The 15,326-nt window shown below is 51.2% G+C and carries 14 protein-coding genes and 1 pseudogene; 6 read left to right on the top strand and 9 right to left on the bottom strand.

Annotation, left to right across the window (positions count from 1 at the left end; translation table 11 throughout):
* Positions 1–746 (bottom strand): annotated as a pseudogene (locus ACIFQM_RS21950) (collagen-like protein); the annotation flags it as partial.
* Positions 747–847: 101 nt separating this feature from the next.
* On the opposite strand from ACIFQM_RS21950, the gene ACIFQM_RS21945 reads away from it, so the two are divergent.
* The 3 genes from ACIFQM_RS21945 to ACIFQM_RS21935 all read left to right on the top strand — a co-directional run bounded on the left by ACIFQM_RS21945 (position 848) and on the right by ACIFQM_RS21935 (position 5,251).
* On the top strand, positions 848–3,733 hold the full coding sequence (locus ACIFQM_RS21945) for a methyltransferase domain-containing protein (protein WP_430047298.1): 2,886 nt from the start codon (positions 848–850) through the stop codon (positions 3,731–3,733).
* A 69-nt stretch (positions 3,734–3,802) separates the two neighbouring features.
* Positions 3,803–4,465: a class I SAM-dependent methyltransferase gene (locus ACIFQM_RS21940; protein ID WP_430037736.1), complete on the top strand. Its 663-nt coding sequence runs from the start codon at positions 3,803–3,805 to the stop codon at positions 4,463–4,465.
* Positions 4,466–4,549: 84 nt separating this feature from the next.
* On the top strand, positions 4,550–5,251 hold the full coding sequence (locus ACIFQM_RS21935) for an HAD family hydrolase (RefSeq protein WP_430037739.1): 702 nt from the start codon (positions 4,550–4,552) through the stop codon (positions 5,249–5,251).
* 49 nt (positions 5,252–5,300) lie between these two features.
* Here the strand turns inward: ACIFQM_RS21935 and ACIFQM_RS21930 are convergent, their stop codons facing one another.
* From ACIFQM_RS21930 to ACIFQM_RS21905, 6 genes are read right to left on the bottom strand one after another with little or no spacing between them, the layout of a single operon-like run.
* Positions 5,301–6,467 (bottom strand): YheC/YheD family protein, encoded by a 1,167-nt coding sequence (locus tag ACIFQM_RS21930; protein ID WP_430037742.1) that lies wholly within the window; start codon positions 6,465–6,467, stop codon positions 5,301–5,303.
* Positions 6,449–6,964 carry a GNAT family N-acetyltransferase gene (locus ACIFQM_RS21925; protein ID WP_430037744.1) on the bottom strand — a complete coding sequence of 172 codons (516 nt, stop codon included), beginning with the start codon at positions 6,962–6,964 and terminating at the stop codon, positions 6,449–6,451. The genes ACIFQM_RS21930 and ACIFQM_RS21925 overlap by 19 nt, the downstream gene beginning before the upstream one ends.
* A 17-nt stretch (positions 6,965–6,981) precedes the next feature.
* Positions 6,982–8,091: a YheC/YheD family protein gene (locus ACIFQM_RS21920; RefSeq protein WP_430037747.1), complete on the bottom strand. Its 1,110-nt coding sequence runs from the start codon at positions 8,089–8,091 to the stop codon at positions 6,982–6,984.
* Complete coding sequence (locus ACIFQM_RS21915; protein WP_430037750.1) at positions 8,088–9,458, bottom strand: YheC/YheD family protein; 1,371 nt, start codon at positions 9,456–9,458, stop codon at positions 8,088–8,090. Before ACIFQM_RS21915 ends, ACIFQM_RS21920 begins: the two co-directional genes overlap by 4 nt.
* Before the next feature lie 12 nt (positions 9,459–9,470).
* Complete coding sequence (locus ACIFQM_RS21910; protein WP_430037753.1) at positions 9,471–10,625, bottom strand: YheC/YheD family protein; 1,155 nt, start codon at positions 10,623–10,625, stop codon at positions 9,471–9,473.
* Between the two features lie 44 nt (positions 10,626–10,669).
* Positions 10,670–12,040, bottom strand: a complete 1,371-nt coding sequence (locus ACIFQM_RS21905) for a YheC/YheD family protein (protein ID WP_430037756.1) — start codon at positions 12,038–12,040, stop codon at positions 10,670–10,672.
* Positions 12,041–12,203: 163 nt separating this feature from the next.
* Here ACIFQM_RS21905 and ACIFQM_RS21900 point away from each other — a divergent pair, with 163 nt between their 5' ends.
* From ACIFQM_RS21900 to ACIFQM_RS21890, 3 genes are all read left to right on the top strand, one after another.
* Positions 12,204–12,548, top strand: a complete 345-nt coding sequence (locus ACIFQM_RS21900; RefSeq protein ID WP_025685398.1) for a YlbF family regulator — start codon at positions 12,204–12,206, stop codon at positions 12,546–12,548.
* A 72-nt stretch (positions 12,549–12,620) separates the two neighbouring features.
* Positions 12,621–12,905 (top strand): hypothetical protein, encoded by a 285-nt coding sequence (locus ACIFQM_RS21895; RefSeq protein ID WP_430037759.1) that lies wholly within the window; start codon positions 12,621–12,623, stop codon positions 12,903–12,905.
* Between the two features lie 201 nt (positions 12,906–13,106).
* The gene (locus tag ACIFQM_RS21890) at positions 13,107–14,441 is read left to right on the top strand and encodes a DRTGG domain-containing protein (RefSeq protein WP_430037762.1); all 1,335 of its coding nucleotides are present in this window, start codon (positions 13,107–13,109) and stop codon (positions 14,439–14,441) included.
* Positions 14,442–14,482: 41 nt separating this feature from the next.
* Here the strand turns inward: ACIFQM_RS21890 and ACIFQM_RS21885 are convergent, their stop codons facing one another.
* Both ACIFQM_RS21885 and ACIFQM_RS21880 read right to left on the bottom strand, forming a co-directional pair.
* Positions 14,483–14,980 carry a hypothetical protein gene (locus ACIFQM_RS21885; RefSeq protein WP_283655353.1) on the bottom strand — a complete coding sequence of 166 codons (498 nt, stop codon included), beginning with the start codon at positions 14,978–14,980 and terminating at the stop codon, positions 14,483–14,485.
* Between the two features lie 12 nt (positions 14,981–14,992).
* Positions 14,993–15,322: a YtrH family sporulation protein gene (locus ACIFQM_RS21880; RefSeq protein WP_013309582.1), complete on the bottom strand. Its 330-nt coding sequence runs from the start codon at positions 15,320–15,322 to the stop codon at positions 14,993–14,995.
* Positions 15,323–15,326 lie beyond the last annotated feature (4 nt).

Raw genomic sequence — 15,326 nt, 5'->3', positions numbered from 1 at the left:
GCGGTACCCGTGGCCCCTGTGGTCCCTGTAGCCCCCGCGGTACCCGTGGCCCCTGTGGGCCCGGTGGCCCCCGCGGTACCCGTGGCCCCTGTGGGCCCGGTGGCCCCCGCGGTACCCGTGGCTCCGGTAGGCCCGGTAGCGCCAGCGGTGCCTGTGGCCCCTGTGGTCCCCGTCGCGCCAGCGGTGCCAGTGGCCCCTGTGGGCCCGGTAGCCCCCGCGGTACCCGTGGGTCCGGTAGGCCCGGTGGCGCCAGCGGTGCCAGTGGCCCCTGTGGTCCCCGTCGCGCCTGCGATGCCTGTGGCCCCTGTAGCGCCCGTGGCGCCAGCGGTACCCGTGGCCCCTGGGTCGCCTGTCGCTCCCGTAACTCCCGTAACTCCCGTAACTCCCGTGGCTCCGGTGTCACCCGTAGCCCCAGTAGCTCCAGTAGCTCCAGTGCTTCCAAATGGAAAACAACAGGTTGCCCCGGTGATGCCTGACGGATTGAGCAGGCACTGGAGCTGAGCCAGCAGGGCAAGCTCGTTTAAAAACGTACAATTCAAAACCGATTGTACGCTGTTATTTACCTCCAGAAGCTCGGCAATGCTCCCTGCGGGTGGTGTAAGGCCGGGAAGGGTCCCGACGGCATATTGTATTTTCTCACCTTCAGCATTAATCAGGTGACTTAATGAAAGCTCTTGAAAGGCGATGCAGGCAAGCAGTGCATTGATGTTGTTTTCATCGATATTTCCAGGTGTAAGTCCATTCATATCACGCTCGCTCCCTTATCGCTTCATCGCAATTATCGTATGCGTCAGAGCAAGCAGGAGGAACGGTTATGAGGCTTCCGCCTGATGGGAGGCGTCGACTCATGCGTATTTTAATCGGTAGCCCGGTGCATCAGAAGCCCGAAATATTAGCTTTATTTCTCCAAGCTTTGGAGCGGCTGGAAGCACCCGATGTGCTGCCGGATTATTTGTTCGTCGATGATAATGACAATCCAACTTCAAGCCAATGGCTGGCCGATTTTGCGGACCGGCTCCCGGGGCGTGTTTTGCCACCGCTGTCAGGCTTGCAGCAATATGAGAACCGAAGTGATGAGCATACCCATTATTGGCCGCCTTCCCTCGTTTGGAAAGTGGCCGGGTTCAAAAATCGTCTCATTGACTACGCGCTTCAGCATCATTACGACGCGCTATTTTTGGTCGATTCAGACCTGATCCTCCATTCCCGCACCTTATGCAGACTGGTCGAGACAGAGAAGGATATCGTATCCGAGATTTTCTGGACACGCTGGCAGCCCGATGGGGCGTTATTGCCTCAGGTATGGGTCAGTGATGAATACAATCTGTTCCATCGAGAAGAAGGAGAAGTGCTGTCGGCAGAAGAACGGGCACATCGCGAGCTGCAATTTATACATCAGTTGCATATTCCCGGTTTGTATGAGGTAGGCGGTCTGGGTGCTTGTACCTTAATCCGCAGAAGGGCGCTGGAAGTCGGAATTCATTTTGGTAAAATCCCTAACGTTTCTTTTTGGGGAGAGGATCGACATTTTTGCATCCGCGCAGCGGCGTACGGGTTTCCGCTTTTTGTAGATACTCACTATCCTGCCATGCATATGTACCGGGAAGGGGACCGCATCAAGGCGGAACAATTGCTACTGACCCTGAATGGAATTACGCAGTCAGAAAATGATCCATCCAGCACTTCCTCTACGCCGCCTGAAATTACCATTCCACGGGATCTCCGCGAGTCTGCTGTCTTCGCAAAGTATGCTACGGATTCTTTTGTCGTGCCACCAGCTTTCTCTGGTCCACGACATAGTGAGCTTCATGCTCCGCCTGTCTCCAGGCCCAAACTGACGCTGAGCATGACGATATGCAATGAGGCAGATCGCAAGCTCGCAGAAGTGCTCCGAAGTCATCGGGAATATATTGATGAAGCGGTCATTATTGATGATGGCAGCCGTGATGATAGTGGTGATTTGTGCCGAGACCTGCTAAAGGGGATTCCACTGCGTTTGATTCGTAATGAAAGGGCCTCCTTTACGAATGAAGTGGAGCTGCGGAAGCAGCAGTGGAGTGAGACGCTGGCATCTTACCCGGAATGGATTTTAAACATGGATGCTGACGAAATGTTCGAATCCCGATTTGTCCAAGGTGTGCATGCTCTATTAGCCGGAACGAAAGCCGATACCATTTGTTTCAGGCTGTTTGATATGTGGTCTCCCACGCATTATCGCGATGATGATTACTGGCAGGCTCATCGTTACTACCGCCCTTTTTTGACTCGATATCGGGATAGCTTCCCTTATAAATGGAAGGAGCAATATTTGCACTGTGGGAGATTTCCCGATAATGTGCTTGAGCTTCCGAGTGAGATTAGCGACTATCGTATCCAGCACTGGGGCTGGTACACACCAGCTATTCGCACCGCCAAATACGAGCGTTATCAACAGTTGGACCCGGATGCCCGTTATGGGTGGAAGGAGCAATATGAGTCCATATTCGATCCGACTCCCCGGCTCAGTCTCTGGATAGACCCAGACCGAGAGGGTGTAAAAAATCAACATGAGGCTGAATCTGAAGACACTAGCGGTGTAAATTCCGTTGTGAATACAGGCACGAATATCCAAGATACGATTGCCGAGGGTACCCATCCTGCTAGAGCAGAGAATAGAATTGAAGCAATTCATACCGCTGAAGATGTTCAAGTGGCGAACGGTGTCCATCTCGTTGAATCTGCTCCTGTTTATGAAGCGGCTAACTCTGCCAATCCTGTCGACAAGAATGCTGTCGCTAAGATTGCTGGTGTTCATGCTATTATTGGCTCCCATGCTCTTACCAAAGGCGAAATAGAGGACGCGCTTAGTGGAAAAGGGAGGGGGGAAGGACAGGGCATGGCTTGCAAGCTGTGTGGCTCGTCCAATACGACGTTGTTTCATCGGTATGAACATTTTACATTGTTAGGTTGTGGGTCCTGTGGGCTTATTTTTCGCAATGATGTGGATCATATCCAGCCAGAGAATATGATCGCAGATATCTATAACGTCAAATGGGTCGCCATGCGCGATAGTGCAGCCGCCTCAACCTACGGGGATCATGCTCTTTTCGGACTCATGCTGCTGGATATGTTCAGTCCCGGAAAAGGAAAATTACTGGAAATTGGATCTGGTACCGGAGAATTTATTCATGCTGCCCTTCAGAGTGGATGGAGTGCTGTGGGCATTGAGCCTTCCATAGACTCGCGCGCATATGCTAAATACAAATATGACGTGGATCTACTACCTGGCTTCTGGAATGGCGATACAGAGACAGAAACAGAGGGAGATACTGCCTTATCACTGCATCATGAATATGAGGCCGTTGCATGCTGGCATGTGCTGGAGCATATTGCAGACCCGGTGACATTTTTAACAGATTTACGCGAGCAGCTTCAACCGGATGGAACGTTATACATTACAGTACCCAACAAAAACTCGTTTACAAATGAGGCTTATGGTGCTCACTCGCCTTTATTTACCGAGGAAGATCATTTGTATCATTATTCAGAGCACACGCTGACACGTTTGCTGGAGAAGTCTGGTCTGCGTCCGATGTCCCTGTTCACCCGTCAGCTTCCTTCCGGTCTGGACGCCTTGATACAGGCACATCCTTTATATGGCGAGCTTACGTTCACGGAGCAGATGGGACTGTTGGCCAAACTTCAAGGAGAGAAACGTGGTCATGAGCTATGCTGCGTGGCAAGGGCGATCTGAGCTGGCTGGGGGAATATACGATCTGAACCCACATTGTATCACCTTTCATTTAAAAGGAGGCTATATCCCATGAATACCGCTGATCCGTACCTCTCCCGTTTTTTCGTACATTCCGATCCCAATACCTCCAACCTGATCTACAGGCTGCCCCACAGCTGGTGGAGTCGTCCCTATGAGTATGAGTGGTGTCTGCACTTTGTGTCCGGGCAGGATACGGTGCTTGACGCGGCATGTGGTATCCCGCATCCGTTCAAGTTTGAGCTGGCTCGCCGCTGCGCTCAGGCCTATGCCTGTGATCTGGATATGAGAATCGTTTCCGTGGATGCCATATTGGCCGAGGTGCGCCGTGATATCGGAGAGGAGGCTGCCGAGCGTGTCCAGGAAATTTTACCGGTTCGTCTTCACTCCGCGCATGCTAATCTAACCGCCTTGCCTTATGAGACGGCCAGCTTTGACAAAATTGTATGTATATCAGTGCTGGAGCATCTAACCCCTGATGACTCGCTAGCCACCCTGCGTGAATTTCACCGGACTTTGCGAGATGACGGACTGCTTCTGCTGACGTTTGATTACCCTACGGTTAATCTGTCTGCGATGGAGCAATGGATAGGTGAGGCGGGGTTTTCGTACTGGAGCGAGGTTGATCTTAATCTTCCGCCGGATGCATTGCGCACAGATTTGTGGGGCGGTTTGCATTGTTTTAGGGCTGTTTTGAAAAAATACAAGAGCTAACGGTATGCGCAATGAGGTTTACACGGACCTCTCTTATTGCTTATCATGAGAGGGGTCGGAACTGTAAACCTACATAGGAAAGGAATGACTGACAACTACATGAACAATGCACCTGTGTTGAAGAAACCTGAGGCTATGGTATTTGATATGGATGGTACACTTTTTCAGACGGAGACGCTGCTGCTTCCTGCGTATCACAAGCTGTTTGATGCGCTGCGCGCCGAAGGTCTTTTTGAAGGAGAGACGCCTCCAGAGGAGCTTATTTTGAATAGTTTGGGTATGCTGCTGGACGAAATCTGGAGAAGAGTGATGCCGGAAGCCAGCGAAGCGGCCCACAGAAGAGCGGACGAGCTGCTGCTCCAGCTGGAACTGGAGGGATTGAAGAACGGAAGTCATGCCCTGTATCCGCATGTAAAAGAAACGCTCCAAACCCTCCATGAACAGGGTGTAAGATTGTTCGTAGCCAGTAATGGGCTGGAGGATTATGTGAAAGGGATAGCGGCTGCATATGAATTGGTCCCGATTTTTGAAGGACTGTATAGCGCTGGTGAATACAGCACACTATCCAAAGTGAATTTGCTGGAGATTTTGTTGAGTAAGCACGGAATTTCCAACGTATGGATGGTAGGCGACCGATCTTCCGATGTGGAGGCAGGCAAAAAGAATGGACAAACGGTCATTGGCTGCGCCTATGCTGGATTTGGCGTAAACGACGAGTTGAAGGGTTCCGATGCAATTATTACGGACTTCACGCAGCTGCTCACATTGTATAAAAACGCAAAGTAACCATTAAGGTATATCTGACATATCACAAAACAAAGGAAGGCTGCCGCTTTTACGCGGAGCCTTCCTTTGCCTTATTCTCTGCTTTGCTCTCTATGTTGTGATCTGTCAGAGGTTTTGGATTAATTTGTGTGTGATAGACCCATAAGGCGTATTCCATGGGCTTGGCGATAGAGCGGTGGTAGGTTTCTTTTTCACCAATACGTGCAAATACCTCGCGTGCTGGCTTCGGATTGACCTCCAGTACGTAAATGTGACCGTCCTTGTTGATCGCCAAATCGAGCGCAAGCTCGCATAATGCCCCGTAGCTTTCCTCCAGATAAGCTGCGATATCCAGCCCCAGCTGTTCCCCTTGCTTGGTGATCTTCTCTCTCTGATCTTCATTACGAATCCATTGTGTCAGCAGTTGATTCATCGGTACCGCCTTGCCTCCGCCATGCAGGTTGGAAGTAACGCTGCGATGTGCCCCGATCCGTCCTGCGCATCCAGTTAACTCCCATGTCCCCTGGCCATTTTTTTGCACCAGCATGCGGTAATCGTGAACCCTGCCATTGGGCAGCTGCACAGGAATGCCCTCCTGAACAATGTAATTGTCCATGCTCCAGCTACTTAGACGCGGCTCCAGTCGATCCAGACGCACTCGCTGCTGGGGAATAATACGGCGCTTGCGATCGCGGCCCTCGATTAGATACAGACCGCCTTGCTTGTTAACAGGCTCAATGCGTAAAATACCGCGTCCTCCTGTACCGTTAATCGGTTTGAGGTAGACCAGTGAATTTTTTTTGAGCATCCGCCTTACGCTATGAAATCCTGTGAACGGCTCTGTTTCGGGCAGATGGGATCGAAAGGCGACCCTTCTTGCAAGCTGCTGATGAATGGCCCATTTGTTACTTAGCGGTCGGTTTAAATATACGAGATCTGTATATTGCACCCGAAATTGCTTTAACTGACGATACCGCTCACTGCGCTGTACCCGACAACGGTCGAAAATCATATCCGGGAATTCCCGCCATTTTCGGGTCCATTTACCGCTGTGTGGATCATACATTTGGGCAAGAAGCAGCCTGCGATCCTTGTGGACATCTGCGGGAGTGAATACATACATATCCAGTCCCAGTCTGTTCCCTTCTGCAATCATGCGCTCATATATGGCGCGTTCCTCCAATTGCTTCTTGTTGTTCAAATACAAGGTCATGATGCCTAGGACAGGTTTTGGCACAGCATTCCACCTTCCTCTGCCGTCTGCTCATCTTCGGATAACTCCCCGCGAAATATTAGGGTGGGCTTTCCGGTCGGTCCATTCGTTATGTCATCCGCAACAAGTCCAGCGCGAAAGCAGGTTTTGAGACTGGCCATATTGTCGGCGGCCACGCTGCACGTCAGGCGGCGCAGCTGTTTGAGCTGGGCGGACAGCAGTCTAGCGCCCAGTCTGCGACCCCGGTAAAGTGGACGAACGATCACGATGCACGCATCCTCACCGTAATTCAGAGTGAGGCAAAATCCTGCAATCCGCAGTCCTTGCTCCGTGCGCAGATAAGCGCACAGGAGGGAGGAGCCGGGTGCTTTTAATTGCTCCGGCGTTAAAATGGCCAGCTGCCGCAAGGCATTGCGGGTAATGCGCATGCCGCCCGAGCTACGGGCCAGAAATAGCAGCTGCCGTCGTCTCAGCAGCCAGCTACGGGCAGGCAAATGTTGAACATCGCTAATTTGTGGCATGATTCCACTTCCTTGACTCATAATTTCATTCGTTCGGCCAAATAGGAGCTGTACTGGAATATGCGTCTCAGCGATTTTTGACGAATTTCTGGCTCGTCAAATTTCATCGGTTTGGAGTTGGCTTCAAAAAACCAAAGGATTCCGAACATATCTACGCCCAAATCCATGGACATTTCGCCGTGGGAAAGACCGGAGCCTCGTTCAATTTGGCGTGCAATCTGTATGGCGGTACTTTTAATCTTGTTCAACAGATCCTTACTGTTCTCAGGTCCAAACAGCGCAGATAGCAGCTTGAACGGGTCTTCCACACTTCCGCCGCGCGGAACATGCGTTGTAATGCTCCCCTTACCCGCCAGTCTGGCACCGACTCCCGTAGTGCTCCAAGAGCCGTGGGTGTTTTTTTGCACCAGGATACGCAGGTCGAAGGGCTTTTTCTGATAGGTTGCCAGCTCGATGCCCTGCTGAATGATATAAGGCGAAGCGCCAGCTTCCCGGCGAATACGTCCCCACAGTCGGGACAGCGATACAGATCGGTAGGTTACACTTTTTTTGTCATGCTGAATCGTCAGCCTGTAAGCCATGAGAAGGTCCGGTCGGTATTTGAGAATCATAATCCCTTTTCCGGCCTTGCCGTTCTCTGGCTTGAGATACAGGTATGGATACACAGACAGCATTTTGCCCAAGGAAGACAGGTTGCTTAAGCGTTTGGTCGCTGGTACGAACTGACGAGTGGATTCCGAAGCACGGAGCCATTTGAACAGCTCCCATTTGTTGAAAAAGCCCGGATTGTACAGTTCAATGCCAGAGGCATGAGAAATTTCATTCAACTTTGTGCGAACAGAAGTTTTAAGCTCATAGTTGCGGTTCGGGATGCGATTATAAATGATTTGCGGTAGTGGAAAACTTTGTTCCTCCCAGGTCTGTAAGGTTTTGTTGAAAATATAGCCCCTGACTGTCTCCGATGTCAGCTTCAGGTCCCTGACAGTAACAATGTACACCTGATAGCCCATCCGCGTCCCCATTTCAAGAATATCCCTGAAATTGCGCCGATTTCCCTTGAAAAATTGTCCTTCGTCGTGCACGGTCAATATGGCAACGACTGGTTTGTACTCCGCCCGGGTATTCATAGTTCCTCTTTTCTGCGGAATTTACTGAGGTAAAGACAGTGGTCCAAAATATGCTCCACGGATGCTTTACCCTCCGCACGCAACGATGGATGCTGAAAAATGGATCGCCCGGGCTTGGAATTGGCTTCAAACATCCATACCTTTTCCTGTTGGTCAATGCCCAGATCGAAGCCAATTTCACCCAGCAGATGCTGGTGATGGTACTCGATGGCTTCTGCGAGTGTAACCGCTACATTCTTGGCACGCTGAAGCACCTCGCCCGCCCGGTCTCCGAATACCCGGTTCAGCGCCTGCTCGGGTGTCATGAGGGAGCCGCCGTTTTTAATATGGGTCGTGACACTGCCGCGTCCGGATTTTTTGGCTCCAATTCCGACGACGACCCACTGGTTGTTGCCATTCTTGTGCATATGAAATCGGAAATCAATCGGACAATTGTCAATCTCAATCAGTTGGATACCCTGCTGAATGACATAGCCCTTCAACGACTGGCCCTGATTGGATTGGAGCATACGTAGCATAGAGTTAAAAGAGTTGAAGCGCAGCAAGACATTGCTGTTTTTCTTGCGGTACCTTACATAATAACCTTGCTTGGGAACATGGGAGAGACGGTAAATTCCTTTACCGAGACTACCTCCGCTTGGCTTGTAATAAGCAAATTGATGACGCTCCAGCATGCCTCGGATACGTTCTGAGCTGGGATTCATATACGATTCGGGGACATAACGGTTAACCTCTGAATTATTTTCCAGCAGATGATAGATATCCGATTTATTGAAGAAGCTCCAGTTGAAAAAGGGAATCCGTTTGCGTGAAAAGCGTTCGCGCAGCTGATTGATCGCTGGGGAAAAATCAGAGCGGCGGCTCGGCAGCCGATTGTAAATCACGTCCGGTAAAGGTACAATTTTGCGTGAAAACACCCCGTTTGATGACAGAAAATAGCCGTTAATCGTATCATTTTGCCAGTTGATATCCCGAGGAGTAAAGGCAAAAATATAAGAATTCTTGCTGCCTTCCTTCAGCAGTTGCTTAATGAAGCCCGTGCGTGAGCCAAAAGGGCGGGTGGCAGAGGTGGTGCCGTCAGACAGCACGCCAATTAACGGTCCGAGCTGTATATCTCCGTCCAGATTCCGCAAATAGATGGACCCGCTTTTAGGAACCCGGATGGCATTACGCAAGCCTGAGGTCAGGTACAGATGGCGTCCCGCCTTCTGAATCGGTTTTATCATGGTGGGAATCTGATCCTTACCGAGCCGCAGACGAATGGACTTGGCTCCGGATAATTTAAGGCTTTTCAACAAGGCGGTGGATATATACGCCACCTTGTCGGGCTGCTGTGAGAAATGCACATTGCAATGCGTTAAACTCATCTGTTTATCCTCCTATACCATATGTTCAAGGGAGGTGTCTGCGCCCTTTGACCCTGTCACTTTGGAATGGGTCATTAAATATCGAGCATATTCGAGTGGGCGGTTGACTGACCGGAAAGCACACTTTGGCTGACGGGTCTGGAAAAAGGAGGCCCGACCCGGCCGGGAATTAACCTCCAATAGCCAGATGTTCCCACTCCGGTCAATACCATAATCAATCCCCAGCTCGCCAAGGCGGCCATATCGTTCCTCCAGCGCCCTGGTAATGGTCAGGGACAGCGCCATCATCTGTCCAATGATGAGACGCGTGCTGTCCGCGCCATATTGTTCACGAAGGTAAGGTTCTGCCGGATGGGCTGCGCCCCCTCCATGCAGATTGGAAGTCAGGGTTCCTTTCCTGCCTTCTCTCACGGCAAAGCCCGTCAGACGCCAGCAACCCTTTCCATCCTTTTGCATGAGCGCGCGGACATCAAAGGGATGACCGCTTTGGCTCGTTAATTTCAAATAAGGCTGCACGATATAGGAGCGTCTGCCTGCAATCCCGTTGACCCATGACAATCCGGCATCCAGCTCAGAAAACAAGCGCCGGAACGGACGGTTTCGGGAGTCTCTGCCCTGCACGAGCAGTCCAGCGTCTCCATCCGATAGCCGGAGATACAGCGTGCCCTTACCGTGAGTTCCGGCCTGGGGCTTCATAAATAGCGCCGAATAGCGGTGCAGCCATTCCACAATCTGAGCCGTGTCCCGGTAAGGCGTTGTAGGCGGCACATAGGGACGCACTTCATCTATCGTGTGCAGCGCACGGTACACTTGCCATTTGCCGGGCAAGTTACGCGACCAGTAGATGAGCTTGCGTGATCCCTGCTCTGCCATGTGCTGCAGCGCGTGCCCGGCGTTCCGGCTCCCGTGGGCATGGAAACAGCGGTTATACACAATATCCGGCAGGGGAAAGCGGCTGGATGTCCATACTCCGTCACGATAGGCATAACCTCGTATGGAGTGATCTTCGGGCGAAATTCCTTCCGCAGTAAACGCTATTACGCTAAAGCCGGAGCGCCTGCCCAACAGACTTAGCCTGCGGCAAAACTCCGCTTCGGTAATCGGGGGAATCGCCGCCTGATTCCGGCTGACGAGCACACCCAGTGTGTCTGGTACGACAAGAGACACCGATAACAGCCTCCTTTGGCAGCCGAATTCCGTAAGAGACGGATTCATTTGAATCCGGCTGAAAAACAGCAATACTCAATCATTTTTTTCACGGACGGCCGAGGTTTTTGATCATTTAACGGCGTATTGTCATTTTTCGACGGCTTGGAGTTGACCTCCAGCAGCCAAATATGCCCCATGCTGTCAATTGCCAGATCAATGCCAAATTCCGCAAAATGGGCAGGGATCGCTTTCTCAACTCCGGTTGCAATTTCGAGCGCGGCTGTCTTCAGATGGGTTTGGCCGTTCGACTTGGTTAAGGCAGGCAGCGTGGTTTTGGCCAAGGCCTCCTTGACTGTGCTCAGCGTGCCACCTCTCGCCAGATTGGACACAAAATGGCTGCCCCCGGCAATCCGGGCGACGATGGAGGTCACGGTCCATGCGCCAGAGGCGTTTTTCTGCACAAGCGCACGAAAGTCAACCGGACGCTTGCCGTGATCAATCAGGGTAAGGCCCTGCTGGAGCTGGAAGCGCGTCGTTTTCATTTTTCCTGCCATACCTTTGTACAGCTTCTCGATCGTGGCATACGTTTGCTTTCGTGGTGCGCCGGCGGTAGTGGACAGCACGTAAAATGTGCCATCGGCTTGCTTTGTAATGCGCATAATACCTTTGCCCAGACTACCCCGCACAGGCTTGAGAAAAACAGTGGGGTACTGGTTGCACATTTTTTTGAAGACCGCAAAGGTTTGCAGCAAATGGGACTCGGGTAAATACTTGCGCAGGGACGAATTGGATTTAAGCGCATCGAACACTTCATTTTTATCCAGAAACTTTTCATTGAAAATGGCCGTGCCGTACTGCGATTTTACTTCTTTCATAAAATGCTGTACGCTAGTTCTGTTCTCGAGTTTACGAGAGGTAAGCCGGTTATTGACGACATCCCCGGCGGGCATGACCGTCTTTTTCCAGCCTCCGTCATAGACCCATCCCTGAACGCGTTCGGGCTGACTTCCAATATGCTCCGGGGTGAAAAAATACACATATGCTCCTTGTCTGCGGCATTCCCCGATCAGTTCACGGCAGAACAGGGTGATCGACCCGAAAGGCTTGTCGGGCTGTTCGGGATAGTCCCGGCTGACCAGCACGCTAATAAGTGGGCCCACTCGAAGTGTCCGGCGTCCTCGGCTGTAGGTTACTCGTAGCTCGCAATTGGAGTTAATTCCCATTTTTCGGGCCAGTACGCTTCCCACACGTAAGCCGCTGTAACGGGGTACCGAAATGACGGTAACCTGCTGGCGGAACGAACCGAAGGCGAGCTGTACGGGGTGGCCTGTGGATATTTTCCATTTGCGAAGCAAGGACTCGCCGACCATGAGTACGTCATCCTGCAAGATGCCCGATCCGATGATTTGAATCCTTGTTTTTTTGATGGACATCGTGGATCTCCTTCCGGGCAGCAACTTGATGTCTTAAAAGTAACGGGAAACGTGAAGGGGCTGTAATAGCACTGATTCATCATATGAGGACATATATCCCTTGGTGATTGACGGACAATGTGAAATGTTTGCACGATGATTTGAATTGGAGGAAATAACGAATATGAATATCTATGACAAAGCCCATGATTTGGCAAAAGCGTTGAAGGAAAGTAAAGAGGTGGAGGAAATCACGTCAGCGATGAAGTTGATTGAAACCGACCCGGAAGCCAAAAAAATGCTCGACGATTTCCGTGAGCGCCAAATGGAAGTACAGCAGCGGATGATGAGCGGTGATATGCCGGCACAGGAAGAGATGGAAAAAATGGAAAAGCTGTTCGAGGTGCTAAGCCTGAACCTGAACATCCGCCGTCTGTTCGATGCCGAACGCCGCCTGAGTGTGATCATTGAGGATGTCAACAAAATTATCGCAGACAGCCTTCAGCATTTGTACGGTTCGTCTCTGTAAGTTTGTCTCATATTCCTTTCTGCCCTCTCATAGACTAGATACATAGAGTCACAGGGAGAGGAAGGGATAACATTGGGACCTTTTAAAAAATGGAAACACGGCTTGTACACACTGATTGCGCTGGCTATGGTGCTTACCGCGCTGCCGCGCATCTCGCTTACGGGCGGATTGAACTGGGTCAACGGCTTCGGTATCGTATGGGTACTGTTTGCGCTGCTTGTCATCGGAGCAAATCTGCACTTTTTGCTTGGCGTGGATGAGGAAAAACGGAAAACGCTGGAGCGTGTACGGCGGGCCAAAATGAAGCAGTGGCAGATGAAATGGGATAAAGAAGCTGATAAAGGCAGCACGCTATAAAAAGTTTCCTCCCGGCTTGTCATGAGCATGCTCTGATGCTGCCGATCCGTAATATTTGAAAAAGCGGTCCCTGTAAAAAGGAGATCGCTTTTTGCTATTTTCAGCTCTGAACTATCGTGATTAACGAGGGTCTAAAAGAGGGGGGGGTGTGCTATAATAGATACAGAATGATACAGATTGAACGTTGGGGGTGTAACAGATTTGGACGGGCTAGATGAAGCAGTTACGAAGCATGAGCAGCTATTGCGTCATATCGAGCAGTTGAAAATAGGCTCCAAAATTTCTGTGCGCAGGTTGGCTAAAGAAATGAGCGTCAGCGAAGGAACGGCCTACCGGGCCGTGAAGGAAGCCGAGAACCTGGGAATTGTCATTACCAAGGAACGCATCGGGACGGTGCGGGTGGAAAAGCGCCCACGCGGGTTGTCCGAGCAGCTTACCTTTGCCGATGTCGTGAATATCGTGGAGGGACATGTGCTCGGGGGAAGCGAGGGGCTGGAAAAGCCCTTGCACAAGTATGTCATTGGAGCGATGCGCGAAGAGGCTATGGCCCGATACATTGATGCAGGTAGCTTGCTGATTGTTGGTAACCGCGAGGATGCGCATTCCCTTGCGCTAGAGCAGGGAGCAGGCGTACTGATTACAGGAGGCTTTGGTACGAGCCGGGAGGTTAAGCAACTGGCGGACCAGATCAGTTTGCCGATCATTTCTTCGCGTCACGATACCTTTACAGTGGCCTCTATGATTAATAGAGCGATTTTCGACCGCTTGATCAAAAAGAAGATTATGCTGATTGAAGACATCGCGGCAAGTAAACCGAAGACGCAGACCTTGAAAATCAACAGTACCCTTACCGAATTTGAAGAACTTTCGGTGATGACTGGAAATCACCATTTTGCGGTGGTGGATGAATGGAACCGCCTGATCGGTATCGTCAGCCGCAAGGATGTGGAGGGACTGCAACCCGAGCATACGATGGACAAATGCCTGATTCGCAATCCGGTAACAGTGACCTACCAGACCTCGCTCGCTTCGGCCGCGCAGATGATGGCTTGGGAAGGTGTGGATTATTTACCGGTCGTGGACCGCAACCGCAAGCTGCTGGGGTCCGTCACACGGCGAGAGGTACTGGATGCCTTGCGCAACGCCCAAAAGCAGCCACAGCTCGGCGAGACGTTCGACCAGCTCATTTGGAACGGATTTGCAGAGGAGCGTGATGAGGACGGATCATTATTTTTTCGGGGCTTCGTCATTCCTCAGATGGCGACCAATCTGGGTACCATCTCGGAAGGCGTGCTGGTCAATGTGATGACACAAGCGGGCTACCGGATTGCCAGAGATATGAGCGGGAAGGATTATGTGCTGGACAATTTAACGACCTATTTTATCAGACCCGTACAGATTGAGGATGCCATAGTTCTTCGTCCAATGTTGCTGGAAACAAGCCGCCGCACCTGCAAGCTGGAAATTGCAATTTCACGGGAAAATCAATTGGTATGCAAAGCGGTGATGACGCTCCACTCCATTGAACACGGTTAGTGTCCATTCGTGTGTAGTAAGCGGAGTCGGAGTAGAGCAGCTCAATGACTTTCCGGAAGTCTTTCTTTTGCCTCCAGCCAAATTTGCAGCACACCTTCCATTACAAGCATCGTTTTGACCTGGATCGTATACTCCTTGTCACGAACGGTGTATTTTTTTTGGTGAAGCAGCATGCGTACCAGCTTGCTGTCGGAATCAATCTCGAACATGTCCCGGCCTCGCAGTACCTCTAAATCACGGCTGACGCGGCGAAGAAGCTCCTTCAGGTTGATAGAGTCAATTTTTTCGGCCGAGGTTTCTTCAGCAATCAATTTGATTTCTTTGACAACAGTCTGGCGCTTACTGTATTTGCGCAGGGTTCTATTGTCCTCCTGCGCTTGCTGAAGCTGGAATTGGAGGTCCTGATTGTTCGTCCATAGCTCATTGAAGCTGGCGTGCCAGATGGCATTGTAGACTATTGCTCCGGTAATCATGCCCAGCACGAAGACGGAGGATAAATGCATAAAAGGGCGCAGGCGCTCAAAGGGAGGCACTCTCATAGTCGTTTCACCTCACGGCCGTCCGTTGCCGCACACCCACTTGACCAGCTCTGCACCCATATGAGCGCCTAAAAAGGCGAAAATCAAATACAATATCTGCTTAATGGCAGGCGACAAATTACCGTCCAGCATATTGCTTTCAATGACGCGGATCGGGTCCATTGTTCCCCCCACAGCGGCGGCAAGAGCCCATATTTTAATTCTTCCGGCAACCTCCAGCATCGTCTGAGTAGGCGGCTGAAGCGATACCACAGCTCCCATTCCTCCGAGCATGGCTCCCCCGAGCACGATGCCGAAGGCAATGAAGAAGTCGAGAATCGCTTTGGATATAAAAGTGCTCATGCTC

This window comes from Paenibacillus sp. NRS-1782 (assembly GCF_050467685.1).
Classification (GTDB): domain Bacteria; phylum Bacillota; class Bacilli; order Paenibacillales; family Paenibacillaceae; genus Paenibacillus; species Paenibacillus terrae_A.
The sequence above is the reverse complement of the archived record's forward strand: the minus strand, read 5'-3'. Positions and strand labels throughout refer to the sequence as shown.